This window comes from Shouchella oshimensis, assembly GCF_004375095.1.
Lineage (GTDB): Bacteria > Bacillota > Bacilli > Bacillales > Bacillaceae_D > Shouchella > Shouchella oshimensis.
Map to the genome: position 1 here is coordinate 443664 of NZ_SNUX01000004.1, position 12761 is coordinate 456424.

Annotated in this window: 12 protein-coding genes; 8 read left to right on the plus strand and 4 right to left on the minus strand. The window is 41.6% G+C overall.

Annotation, left to right across the window (positions count from 1 at the left end; all coding sequences use genetic code 11):
* Positions 1-177 precede the first annotated feature (177 nt).
* On the plus strand, positions 178-1341 hold the full coding sequence (locus E2L03_RS17745; protein ID WP_134260222.1) for an MFS transporter: 1164 nt from the start codon (positions 178-180) through the stop codon (positions 1339-1341).
* A gap of 43 nt (positions 1342-1384) precedes the next feature.
* Here E2L03_RS17745 and E2L03_RS17750 read toward each other — a convergent pair whose 3' ends face one another.
* Complete coding sequence (locus E2L03_RS17750; RefSeq protein ID WP_166740366.1) at positions 1385-1651, minus strand: HIT family protein; 267 nt, start codon at positions 1649-1651, stop codon at positions 1385-1387.
* 104 nt (positions 1652-1755) lie between these two features.
* Between E2L03_RS17750 and E2L03_RS17755 the strand changes: the two genes are divergently transcribed.
* Both E2L03_RS17755 and E2L03_RS17760 read left to right on the plus strand, forming a co-directional pair.
* The gene (locus tag E2L03_RS17755; RefSeq protein WP_241742053.1) at positions 1756-2244 is read left to right on the plus strand and encodes an ASCH domain-containing protein; all 489 of its coding nucleotides are present in this window, start codon (positions 1756-1758) and stop codon (positions 2242-2244) included.
* Between the two features lie 13 nt (positions 2245-2257).
* The gene (locus tag E2L03_RS17760; protein WP_166740367.1) at positions 2258-2689 is read left to right on the plus strand and encodes a GNAT family N-acetyltransferase; all 432 of its coding nucleotides are present in this window, start codon (positions 2258-2260) and stop codon (positions 2687-2689) included.
* A gap of 250 nt (positions 2690-2939) precedes the next feature.
* On the opposite strand, the gene E2L03_RS17765 is transcribed toward E2L03_RS17760, so the two are convergent.
* The 3 genes from E2L03_RS17765 to E2L03_RS17775 form a co-directional block, all read right to left on the minus strand.
* Positions 2940-4088: an oxidoreductase gene (locus E2L03_RS17765; RefSeq protein WP_038483933.1), complete on the minus strand. Its 1149-nt coding sequence runs from the start codon at positions 4086-4088 to the stop codon at positions 2940-2942.
* Positions 4089-4157: 69 nt separating this feature from the next.
* Complete coding sequence (locus E2L03_RS17770) at positions 4158-4619, minus strand: hypothetical protein (RefSeq protein ID WP_038483936.1); 462 nt, start codon at positions 4617-4619, stop codon at positions 4158-4160.
* Positions 4620-4704: 85 nt separating this feature from the next.
* Positions 4705-6450 (minus strand): glycoside hydrolase family 2 protein, encoded by a 1746-nt coding sequence (locus tag E2L03_RS17775; protein ID WP_134259957.1) that lies wholly within the window; start codon positions 6448-6450, stop codon positions 4705-4707.
* A gap of 141 nt (positions 6451-6591) precedes the next feature.
* Between E2L03_RS17775 and E2L03_RS17780 the strand changes: the two genes are divergently transcribed.
* The 5 genes from E2L03_RS17780 (at position 6592) to shc (ending at position 12740) form a co-directional block, all read left to right on the plus strand.
* On the plus strand, positions 6592-7116 hold the full coding sequence (locus E2L03_RS17780; RefSeq protein WP_134259959.1) for a tubby C-terminal domain-like protein: 525 nt from the start codon (positions 6592-6594) through the stop codon (positions 7114-7116).
* Positions 7117-7326: 210 nt separating this feature from the next.
* Entirely contained in the window at positions 7327-8655 is a 1329-nt protein-coding gene (locus E2L03_RS17785; RefSeq protein ID WP_055735411.1) for an ABC transporter substrate-binding protein, read from the plus strand.
* A 20-nt stretch (positions 8656-8675) separates the two neighbouring features.
* The gene (locus E2L03_RS17790; RefSeq protein WP_055735412.1) at positions 8676-9611 is read left to right on the plus strand and encodes a carbohydrate ABC transporter permease; all 936 of its coding nucleotides are present in this window, start codon (positions 8676-8678) and stop codon (positions 9609-9611) included.
* 17 nt (positions 9612-9628) lie between these two features.
* Positions 9629-10495 carry a carbohydrate ABC transporter permease gene (locus E2L03_RS17795; RefSeq protein ID WP_038483947.1) on the plus strand — a complete coding sequence of 289 codons (867 nt, stop codon included), beginning with the start codon at positions 9629-9631 and terminating at the stop codon, positions 10493-10495.
* 361 nt (positions 10496-10856) lie between these two features.
* Positions 10857-12740: a squalene--hopene cyclase gene (shc, locus tag E2L03_RS17800; protein ID WP_134259961.1), complete on the plus strand. Its 1884-nt coding sequence runs from the start codon at positions 10857-10859 to the stop codon at positions 12738-12740.
* Positions 12741-12761: the final 21 nt, after the last annotated feature.

The window sequence follows — 12761 nt, forward strand, 5'->3', positions numbered from 1 at the left end:
CACATCGTCTATACCGGTGCAAATGGTTTCCCAATCCTATCTTGAAAGCGATCTCATTTTAGGAGTCTCTCCTTTTTTAATCAAATGGCTAGACATTCCTCTTTTCTTCCTGTATCTTAGGAACTTGTTTGTGAGAAAAGAAAAGCGCGAGAGGAGTGAAGATTTATGTTACGTTTTATGAACAATCATCGCATTGTATTAACTATTTTTATGCTAGGTACTTTCGCCATAGGAATGACAGAATACGTCGTCACTGGTTTATTAACCGAATTCGCACGTGATTTAGACGTGGCTGTGTCGACAACTGGACTATTGTTAAGTGTGTATGCCATTAGCGTAGCTGTCTTTGGGCCTCTCTTGCGCATCATTACCATTAAGTATCCACCAAAACCATTGCTTATAGGGCTAACGGCGCTTTTTGTTATTAGCAATATCATTGCCGCTACAGCGCCAACTTTTGAAGTATTGTTGTTATCAAGGTTACTGTCCGCTACCATGCATGCACCATTTTTTGGTCTTGCCATGATGATGGCTATTAACATGTCACTGCCAGAAAAACGAACACAGGCTATCGCCATTGTGCAAGGTGGGTTAACCATTGCCATTATGATTGGTGTGCCCTTTGGTTCCTTTATTGGCGGATTGGTAGACTGGCGCTTAGTGTTTTGGTTTTTAGTATTATTAGGAACACTCGTTTTAATAGGGTTGCTTCTTTTTGTTCCGAATGAAAAACAAACTGTCACACCTCATTTGAGATCAGAGTTAAAAGCCTTGGCGAACAAAAACGTCTTATGGGTTCTTGCCATCATCGTCTTCGGCTTCTCCGGTGTTTTTACGGCATATACGTTTAAAGAGCCAATGTTACGTGAATTTGCTGGATTTGGCGTTCCTGGTGTGACACTTGGACTATTCTTTTTCGGTCTAGGAGCCGTTATCGGTAATTTCACATCTGGGCGTGTGCCTCCACGCTTATTAACAAAAACATTAATGGCTTCTCTCGTGGCACTAGCCGTCGTCTTATTTGCATTTACATTCCTTCTGCAAAGTCCTGTGCTTGCAATTGTAAGCTGCTTTCTATTCGGGGCCGGAACGTTTGGAACGACACCATTACTAAACGCAAAAGTGATTTTAGCAGCACAAGAAGCACCGATGCTATCAGGAACAATTGCTGCATCGATTTTCAATGTTGCGAATGCTCTTGGAGCTAGCCTTGGTACCCTCTTCCTCAATATGGGATACAGCTTTACGATGATTACATTTGTAGCTGGTGGTATCATCCTGTTTGGACTTGTTTTAACCATCATTACTAGCAGAGTGGAAGATAAAGCATTATACGAATAAAAAGAAAGTCTACCGGAAATGCACAGCCGGTAGACTTTCTTTGTTAAAACGATTCTACAATCGCCATACCTACTTTTTTCGGGTTTAGCATGCTTTGAAGATGTCGACTTCGTTCTCTCAATACTTTCATCAAGTGGATATACGTACCAGTCTCTAGTTTATGAATATCTGTCACATGTTTCTTCGGGATCACGAGGGTATGTCCTGGTCGCATTGGATATATATCAAGTATCGCTAGGCAATGCTCATCTTCATAAATGATTTTTGCATCTAGACGACTCTGACTGATTTCACAAAAAAGACCGTTCATTAGGCACCCCTCTCTTTTCATCTGTACCGTTTCTAATCACCTATACGTTCATGGTAAACTAAGCCATATATACAATGGCCAACCGCTAGGAAGGATTTTTTAAAATGACGGAACACTCATCTATTCAAGAAATGTGGAACGCTTTTACATCTCAACACCCTCAGTTTTCTCAATCTACGTACACAGCGTGGGCTTTTGGGGATGGTACAAAAGAGATGGCAGATGACTTATGCAAACTTGTATTGGAAGGAAAGAAGCAAGGTACTTCCTCTTATTATGACGCCTATGAAAAAGAAAATGAACCTTTACCAGTCGAAGGACAATGGAACATTATTTTAGATGGAAACGGTGTTGCTCAGGCAATTATGCAGACCATTAAAGTGGATATCCTACCTTATAACGAAATGACTGAGAAACACGCCTATGCAGAAGGAGAAGGGGATCAAACCCTTGCCTATTGGAAAGAAGTTCACGAACCCTTCTTTTCTACATTGGCTCCTACGTTAGGGCTAACGTTTCAAGAAAACGATTTAGTTGTATACGAATGGCTACAGCTTGTGTATAAAAACGAAGCAAAGGAGGTATCCGTTTAAACAAATGTTCACATTGAGTCAAAGTAGCTACTCAGATAAACCCTATTTAGCACAATTGAGAATGAACGTATTACAAGCGGATTTCGATCGGCTTCAACTCCCTTATGAACGTGTTTTTAAACGTTTTGAAGAGAACTTCCACCCTGAGCATATCTATTTAATTAAAGTAGATGAGGTAGGTACAATTGGTTGTATTGGAATCATTGAACACAATGATTATGTTGAATTAAAGAACTTTTATATTGAGCCATCATTTCAAGGGAACGGAATGGGTCGTGCTGTTTTTCAGCATGTTGTTGAGCACTACAAAGACAAACGTGAGATTTCATTAAAAATTTTTAAAGGCAGTCGAGCTAAACCGCTCTATGAATCGTTTGGCTTTACAGTTAAAGAGCAAAATGAGCGAGTTGAAACCATGTCTTTAAATCGAAGCGTACACACGTAGAGGCTGGGACAAAAGTAGATAGACAGATCAGAATGACGAACATTCCTGAAAATAGGAACGTTCGTCGTTTGTTTTATATGAAAATGAGCGGAAGGAGAATCCGAAGACTCCTGGGGGATCAGCACGTGTCTGAAGACTCTGGAGTGGCGGTTTTCCACGGAGGAGGCTGAGGCCGTGTCTCCGGAAAGCGAAGGATTCTCCTGTAGCGGTGCTACTCTTTTCAAATACTACTGTTAGTTATGTCCCAGCCTCATTGTGTTACTTCTTCATTTTTAATTACGTCCATCTTCAATTCCTCTTCTGATATAGCAGCAGCCGGGGTTGTATTGTCGGATAATATGTGCTTCACATGACTCACTTCCATCAGAGGTTCTCCCTGATCAAAGCGATTCGGAAAATCAGGCTGAACAAGTGCTTGTCTACCTAATGCGATAAAGTCACACTGTTCAATGGCAATTAGCTTCGCAGCTTCAGCTGGATTTTCAAGACTTCCACACGCAATAATTGGCTTAGTCGAATAGCGCTTCGCAACTTCTGACATAAGCATGGAGTCATTTCCAAATGCCGGGATTTTCGCATCACGCTCAGACAAATGAATATAATCAATGTCTGTTTCTCCTAAAGCTGAGAAGAGTGTAGCTGCCTCTGCCTCGCCGCCCTCCCATTTATAAGAAGGGTCCGTCGCTTTCATTTGTGAAATTCTCACGCCAAGCAACATCGTAGCTCCAACGGCTTCTCGAACTTCTGTAATCAGATCAACAATCAGTTTGAGCCGATTTTCAATAGAACCACCATAAGCATCCCCACGTTGGTTACTTCCTTCTGAAAGAAACTGATCAAGCAAATAACCATTCGCTCCATGTAACTCGATGCCATCAAACCCTGCTTCTTGCGCCCGTCGAGCAGCTTGAACAAATCCTTTTTTAATTTGCTCTATCTCCTCGATTGAAAGCGGGCGTGCCTCAGGGAAAGATCCTTGTCCACCATATAGAGCCACTTTATCGCTGGGTGGTGTGAATACGCTTGGAGCCACAGTCTCATTCGTATAGGCATTTCCTTGGGACTGAGCCCCTGCGTGCATGAGTTGAGCAATGAATAAGCTTCGATTTTCATGAATTGTCTCGACGATGGGTTTCCAAGCTTCCATTTGTTCATGAGTAGCTAAGCCAGGCTGGCACTCATACCCTTGACTATGTTCGGTATCTGGATAGATTCCTTCTGAAATAATGGCAGAGAACCCACCTTTTGCAAAACGTTCGTAATAACGGTGGACTGTTTCGTTTGGCTTTCCATTTTGAGAAGAGGACACACGTGTCATTGGCGCCACAATGTAGCGATTCTTGAAAATGTGATTCCCAATCGTTCCTTGATTTAGCAAGAGTTCTTTTTCATTTAACATCGACATCGACTCCCTACTTTCTAATAACGTTTGCTAACCTCCCTTTCCTTTTGTCGATTAATGTTAAACCTACTCTGGGTTCCTCTCTTTTTTCTTATCAACAAACTCAGCCAGCCATTTCATATCAATGGGTCCATTCGTGACTTGATACGTACCGTCATCCACTAAATGAACACCTGCTTCGCCTATAAAAGCAACAGAAGGTGTATGAGAATAATGACTGACAAAGATTTGTTGCTGTGTTCCATATAAGAGCTGCCTTTGGTAATGGTTTTGCGTCACACGCTTTACCTGATAAGTAGAAAGAAACGCCATTAACTCTTCCATTTGTTCACGATTTTCAAGGTAAAATTCATAGCCATTTGCTTGTTCACCCTTTGTTATGTCTGTGGTTACAGCTATAATCATCACATCATCTTCATTATAGTAAATGAGACTTTCTAACGAACGCTCGTCGTAGTAAAAGAATAGATTCATTGAGAGACATGCGAGCCCCCCAATAAAAGCAACAAGAAGCAGCCAGCGTTTCACCTGCATCACCCCTTTATAATAGGGTATACGGAACCTATTATCCTTACGACAAGATTTTGCGTCGATCGCAAACGTCCGTTTATTCTTATGCTTTATCGTTTAGCGCTTTTATTTTGTCCATTTTCATTTTTGGTTTTCGATTTTCATCAAGCAACCCGTTTACTTCCTGTTGGACATCGGTAATCTGGGTATAACAATAACCGCTTACGTAAGGAAGGGATTTTATAGCATCAGTTATACTTTCGTAACGAGCTAAAAAGTCTTTTTCAGACTTTACTTGATTTCCATATCCCCAGCCATCCTCTGTTGTAAAAGCAATGCCACCATATTCACTAATGATGACCGGTTGCCCTTTGTATTGATAACCTTCTGCAAACGCATATTTATCATTGTTATGAGGGTACGCGTTTCCTAAAACAGCGCTCTGATCTTGATAGCGCTTGATTAAACGGTCTGCAAATTCTTCATAGTCGTGAAGCGTAATAATGTCTGATACCGTATGCTCCCAGCCATCATTGACAATGACCGGTCTCGTCGCATCGATCGCTTTGGTTCCATAGTAAATACTTTCAGTGAAGGCTTGTTGCTGCGTATTTGTGAAGATTTGCCCAACACCCCATGACTCGTTAAACGGAACCCATGTCACAATAGATGGATAATGAGCGAGTTGCTCAACCACATCTAGCCATTCTTTAGTAAACGCTTTCACAGCTTTCCTTGAATAAGAATAAGAGGATGGCATTTCTGCCCACACAAGCAACCCTTTTTGGTCGCATAGAGCATAGAATCGTTCATCTTCAATCTTTTGATGTTTACGAATGCCGTTGAAACCTAATGCTTTAATCGCATCAATATCTTCTTCAAGAGCTTCAAGAGAAGGAGGGGTCAAATGACTATCTTTCCAATAACCTTGATCGAGAATGAGCTTTTGATAAATAGGACGATTATTTAACAAAACATGTCCATTTTTTATTGAAATTTTTCGAAGCCCAAAATAAGAGTGCACCTGATCTACCTCTTGTCCATCTTTTCGAACAACAAAGGCGACTTCATATAAATTTGGTTGCTCTGGTGACCAGACGGCTACACGCCATTCATGAATGGCTGACGCTAAATCAACGTTAAAGAGGGTCTCTTCTCGTTCAGGTGTCAACGTAAACCGTCGTACTTCATATCCTTTAAACGTGATGATCGTTTCAATTTCGATTCCTGCAACGCCACCACGAAGGTCGTATGCAAAGCTTACCGTTTGTTCATCTAAATCTGGCTGGATCTCCACTTTATTTAAATGGTGCTTGTTCACATATTCAATCCATACTGATTGCCAAATACCTGTTGTTTGAACATACCAGCAACCAAAATTTTCACCAATCCAGCGCTGCTTCCCTCTCGGTTGGTCCGTACTCATACTATCTTCTACCCGCACGGTCACTTGCTGTGTATGTGCTTCTACTAAATAGGGAGTGATGTCAAACGAAAATGACGTGTAGCCGCCTTCATGCACTCCAGCATAGCAACCATTTATCCAAACCGTTGTTTTGTAATCGCTTGCTTGGAAATGAAGAAGAACCTGTTTCTTCTTATTCTCTTCAGCAATTTTTATATGACGCTCATACCAAACAACTGGGTGAAACTGTTCGTCTTGAATTCCACTTTGTTTCGTTTCATACGTAAAAGGAACGGCAATCGTTTGATTTAGTTTATTTCCTTGAAACCATCGCTGCTTCAGACCTACATTTTCATCGTCAAAACCAAATGCCCATTGGCCATTTAGTAGCTCCCACTCTTGCCTAACAAATTTCGGTCTAGGACAATCCACTATCGCTTTCATCTACTCAGCTCCCTTTTGTTGACATACACTCAATCAATTAGATACGTTTTTCCTATCAAAGATTGTTTTAAAGGAAGTATGAGCAGTTTTTGCGGAATTGTCAAACTATTATTGATGAAAACGAGGGGAGGAATGCTTAGAATGAACATTCATTTTGATATACCTACTTATAAAGCAAGTCTAAAAGATATTCATGTAAAAAACGAGGAAACAATCATTGGCACATTTCGTCGGTATTCTAAGAACCGTTTAAAGAGAACACTCGGCCGTCACCTTTCTTCATCTTTCGTTTCAAATCTAACGATACAATCCTATGATTCTCAGTTTGACTTTAGATTGAACAACCAACTACGTGCATTTCTTTCCAATGCATCTTGGACACTTAAAGAACAAGGGGTGACCATTGGAGAAATCCGTGAACAACCTGTGGGGAGAACGTTAATTGTAACCACTGAACAAGGTGAACTGGAAGTGAAGTCAACACTTCTATCGTTGAGGGAAATTGAAATAAATCTGCTCTTAGATAAACCGGTAGCCATCGCTAAAGGAAAAAGAAAGGGAAGCATCCATAACCAAACGCTTGATCTAGCGCTACATCCCCATTCATTGACGTTTTCTCCTGCGTTTTTTGCCGCTCTTTGTTTTTTGCATATCCATCAAGGATAGGTCAAATAAGCTAACGTCTAGTCAGCTTACTATAAAAAATTTTTCTATTACTATGCTCATCTACCTCCAGATGCTTATTCGTTGCATTCCTATACCCTGCATATCTACTTCTCTGCATGCATATTGTACAAGAAATGAAGCAGGACTTTCTTTATTGATCAAGAAGAATTAATGAAAGCGCTTACTATATCTTCTCGTGGAGGGATTAGAATGAGGAAAAGAATTCAAGCAGCTTTACTTATCCCTATTGTGACAAGTGTATCTCTACTAGCGAGTTGTTCAGATGAACAAACCTCTGGAGGTGGAGATGTCGTACTCACTTGGCTTGTCCGTAGTGATCCGAACCTTATTGAATGGGAACATCGAGTCATTGAAGCATTCGAAGACGAAAACCCTGGCATCCGCGTCCAGTTACAGACGATTCCCCAAGGTGAAATTGATCAAAAATTGCAGACGATGATAGCTGGTGGCAACGTCCCAGATGTCTGGTCACCGAACTGGGCAGACTCAGGATTTGGCAGTTATTATGCAATGGGAGCACTGAAAGATTTAACGCCTTTTCTAGAAAAAGACCCCCATGTGCTAGATGGTATTGATGACACGTTGACTGATGTCTATAAAATGGAAGATGGGGTTTACGGCATTCCGATTTTATCAATGGGTTCCTTTCTTTATTACAATCGGGATCTTTTTGACGAAGCTGGCGTGCCTTACCCTCCGACTGATTGGAACGACGAAAGCTGGAATTATGACGCCATGATTGAAGCAGCACAAGCGATTACACAGAATGACCTTCCTCCTACCCAACGAGTCTACGGTGTCTTAGATGAAGATTCACCTAATAAAAACGCTTGGGCATTTGGCGGTGATTTTTTTGCAAAAGAAGATTATGAAACCGGTTTGTTAACAGAGCCTGTTATTACGGAAAACCCACGGAACCGTGAAGCGATTCAACAGCGTTCTGATCTCATTAACGTCCATGAAGTAATGCCACCACAAAGTGAAATTGCCGCTCTACAACAGCTAAGTGATCCGTTTTTAAGTGGACGGGTTGGTATGGTGATGAAAGGTGGTTGGGGCACAAAACAGTATGCCAACACCGACTTAAACTGGGGGCTAGCGGCTTATCCTTACACAAACGATGAGCGTCAAATTTCATTGTATGTCGATCCTTGGGCAATGAGTGAAGGCAGCAAGCATCCTGAAGAGGCTTGGGAATTTCTTAAATTTCTATTAGATCCAGATAAAGCGGCGAAATGGATGGTCGAGATGACTTTAGAGAGTCCTGCCCACTCTGATTTAAAGGAATTATGGTTCGAGCTTATCTCAGAAAGAACAGGCATACCGGTTGCTGACTTACGCATTGCAGAAGAAGGCGCATTGCAGTTTGGGCGACCAACTGATAACCATTTAATTTCAAACTTTGCACCTATTTTAAAACACCAGAACATGACAATCAATGCGATTTACGATCGTCGAAAAGGCGTTGATGAAGGCATAGAAGAACTTCAACAAAATATGACGTCACTCACCTACTAACGGGATGGAGGGGATTACGAATGGAAACGAACCCAGCGCCAAATCGAAGTCGAAAGCCACTTAAACATACGTCCATCGGAGCAAGGAGAGAAGAAAAATACTTCTGGCTGTTTATTTCTCCATGGTTAATCGGTTTTACTCTCTTTATTGCGGGTCCAATGGTCGCTTCGCTTTACTTTAGCTTTACCGATTATGCCATTATGGGTGAAGCTTCGTTTGTAGGCTTACAAAACTTTGTGAACCTCTTTTCAGATCCACTGTTTTACCGCTCCTTATTTGTAACGACCGCTTATGCTGCTCTCGCTGTTCCCTTCTCCATTGTTTTAGCCATTGGGCTTGCTTTGTTACTGAATGCCAAAATTAAAGGGCAGGCCTTTTTTCGAACTTTCTTTTATGCGCCTTCCATCATTTCAGGGGTGTCTGTTGCCTTTCTATGGATGTGGATTCTAAATCCTCAATTCGGGGTCGTCAATTCATTTCTATACGAGGTTTTTGGTCTGACAGGGCCTGGCTGGTTTACGGACCCTTATACTGTTATTCCTTCCTTTGTCCTTATGCAGTTGACTGCAGTCGGAAGTACGATGATTATTTTTCTCGCTAGTCTACAACAGCTTCCAAAAGAACTTTATGAAGCAGCAGCTATAGATGGAGCAAGCCCTTGGAGGCGGTTCCGAAACATTACAATTCCATTAATCTCACCGATTATTCTCTTTAATGTCATTATCTCCATCATTGCGTCGTTTCAAATTTTCACTCAAGCATACGTGATTACAGATGGAGGACCCGATTGGATGAGCTACTTCTATGTGTATTATTTATTTGAAACCGCCTTTTTCCAAAATCGGATGGGTTACGCTTCTGCTCAAGCTTGGATTTTGTTTTTAATCATCTTTGTTCTGACGTTTATCGCTCTTTACGTATCTCGTAAAAATGTTCATTACGAATATGACAAATAATCAAGGAGGTCAAACACATGAAGCACCTATTTAATAAGACTCATTATTCCCCTGGCGAGCTATCTAAAGGCGGAAAAATGCTTACGTATACTGGTTTAGTGGCTTGTCTATCTTTGTTTTTGTTTCCAGTAGCTTGGATGTTTTTTACATCGGTTAAAAGCTTGGAAGAAATTGTTTCAAACCCACTCTCTTTTTTTCCTACTACCTGGAATTGGTCCAACTATCTTGAAGTCTTCCAGAACCATCCGTTTGCAACCTACCTCTGGAACACATCCTGGTACACCGTCGTCACGGTAGTCGGTACGGTTTTCTTTTCCGCTATGATTGCATTTGGTTTTGCTCGCTTTCGCGCTAGAGGGCAAACATTCTTGTTCGCGCTTGTGTTAAGTACGATGATGCTCCCACAACAAGTGGTTATGATTCCACAGTATTTACTGTTTAATTCGATTGGGTGGGTGGATTCGTATTTACCTTTAACCATCCCTGCCATAGCTGGAAGTGCATTCTTAATCTTTTTGTTACGTCAGTTTTATCTCGGCTTACCGAAAGAACTAGATGAAGCGGTAACCATTGATGGTGGAGGCTACTTAACGATCTTCTTTAAGATTATACTTCCTCTCTCTTTACCTGCGATGGCAACAGCTGCAATCATTGAATTTATGTTTCGCTGGAATGATCTAATGGGACCTCTTATTTATTTAAATTCTCAAGAGCTGTATCCCTTGTCTCTAGGATTAGCCAATTTCACTGCTGCGTACGCGGCTACACCTTGGCAGTTGCTTATGGCCGCCTCCGTAATGGCTGTGCTACCACCTCTCATTCTGTTCTTTTTCGCACAAAAATATTTTATCCAAGGCGTGGTGATCTCCGGTACAAAAGGCTGATTCAATAGATGAGAGGCTGGGACAAAAGTAGATAGACAGACCAAAATGACGAACATTCCTGAAAATAGGAACGTTCGTCGTTTGTTTTATATGAAAATGAGCGAAAGGAGAACCCGAAGACTCCTGGGGGATCAGCACGTGTCTGAAGACTCTGGAGTGGCGGTTTTCCACGGAGGAGGCTGAGGCCGTGTCCCCGGAAAGCGAAGGATTCTCCTGTAGCGGTGCTACTCAACATATTTTAGACTATTCGTCTTTTCAAATACTACTTTTCGTTATGTCCCAGCCTCTTTTTCTTTTATCGTCATGACTGCTTTTCCTGCTGAATAGATTGTAGAAGTAACTGTTCGGCGGGAGGGCTCGTATGAAGATTCAAGCAGCAATTGATACGTTAGTTTCAAAGCTTCGAGAAGATCAACTTGAAGATGGCTCATGGCAGTATCCGTTTGAAGCTGGAACGTTTACGGATGCTTATATGATTATTTTGTTACGTACATTGGAGAAGGACGATGAGACACTTATTCAAGCATTAGCCGAACGCTTATTAAGCTTACAGGAGGAAAATGGCGCTTGGAAACTCGTAAAAGATGAGAACGAAGGGAATCTGACCACAACAGTTGAGTGTTATTATGCACTCTTATATTCTGGCTATCTGTCAAAAAATGATCAGCGCCTCCAAAAAGCAAAGCAATTTATTCTAACCAATGGTGGCATTGAACAAACAACGTTATTAACAAAGTTTGTTCTTCTGTTAACCGGACAATACAAATGGCCTTCTTTCTTTCCTATCCCTATTGAACTCATACTATTACCAGTTGCTTTTCCATTTAATTTATTTAGTATGTCTGTCTATGGGCGGGCTCACATGGTACCTCTCTTAATCGCTGCCGATCATAAATTACAAGTCACAACATCAAGAAGTCCTGATCTTTCTGACTTGTATAGCCAGTCAAGAAACGACCCCTTTTTAGATTGGGTGGATGGAGAGGCCTCTCGTAAACTTCACGGTACCATTCACTATTTAGTTAAAAAGGTCATTCCTGGCCCAACGAATATTCATCAACTTGCCATCAGTCAGGCAAAGCGCTATATGATGAACGCAACTGAACAAGATGGGACGCTCTTTAGTTACTTTACATCAACAATGTTTATGGTATTTGCTCTTCTTGCTCTAGGTCACCCCAAACACGATCCACTAATCGAAAAAGCCATGGAAGGCTTAAAGTCTTTTCAAACGACAGTGAATGGGAAACCTCATATACAATTTACAACGGCAACGATTTGGAATACGTCCCTCATTAGCTATGCCTTACAGGAAGCCAAGGTAAAGCCATCCGACGAGATGATTCAAAAAGCTTCAAGTTACTTAGTACAGAAGCAGCACAATACATACGGAGACTGGATTGTTCATAATCCAGGAATTCTTCCAGGTGGCTGGGGATTCTCTACCATTAATTCGATTCAACCGGATATGGATGATACAACCTCTTCACTTCGTGCCATCACTGCCCAAGCCGTAGAAAATGAAGAAATAAAGGAGGCATGGAAACGTGGTACGCTGTGGGTTACGTCTATGCAAAACCGCGACGGTGGTTGGGGCGCGTTTGAAAAAAACACCAACAGCCGGCTTCTTGCACTCCTTCCTATCCAAGAAAGTAAAGGCATTCTAACTGATCCAAGCACACCAGATTTAACTGGTAGAGTCATAGAGTTTCTCGGGAATTTCACTCATGTACCAAAAGATGAAAAGGTACTGAAAAGAGGCATTCGCTGGCTTAAAAGAAATCAACAAAAGGACGGCTCATGGGAAGGACAATGGGGTGTAAATTACATCTATGGTACGTGGGCAGCATTAACAGCTCTTGACGCAGCTGGAGTGTCTAAAGATGAACCTCATGTAAGGAAAGCAGTGAACTGGCTTAAAAGCATTCAGCATCAAGATGGAGGATGGGGAGAATCTTGTTTAAGCGATCGAAACAAGAAATTCACCAAGCTACCTGCAAGCAACCTCACTCAAACAGCTTGGGCGATCGATGCACTTATTGCAACACTTGATTATCCTGAAAAATCGATTCGAGACGGGGTTCGTTATTTGCTTGCCCATCTTCATACTAGTTCAGACTGGACAAACGCGTATCCCGTTGGTAAAGGACTAGCTGACCGAATTTATTTTCACTACCATAGTTACCGGTATTTCTATCCGCTACTTGCTCTCGCTCATTACCAGAACAAATATAATCAATCGTAAGCTGCTTCATACTCATTAAAG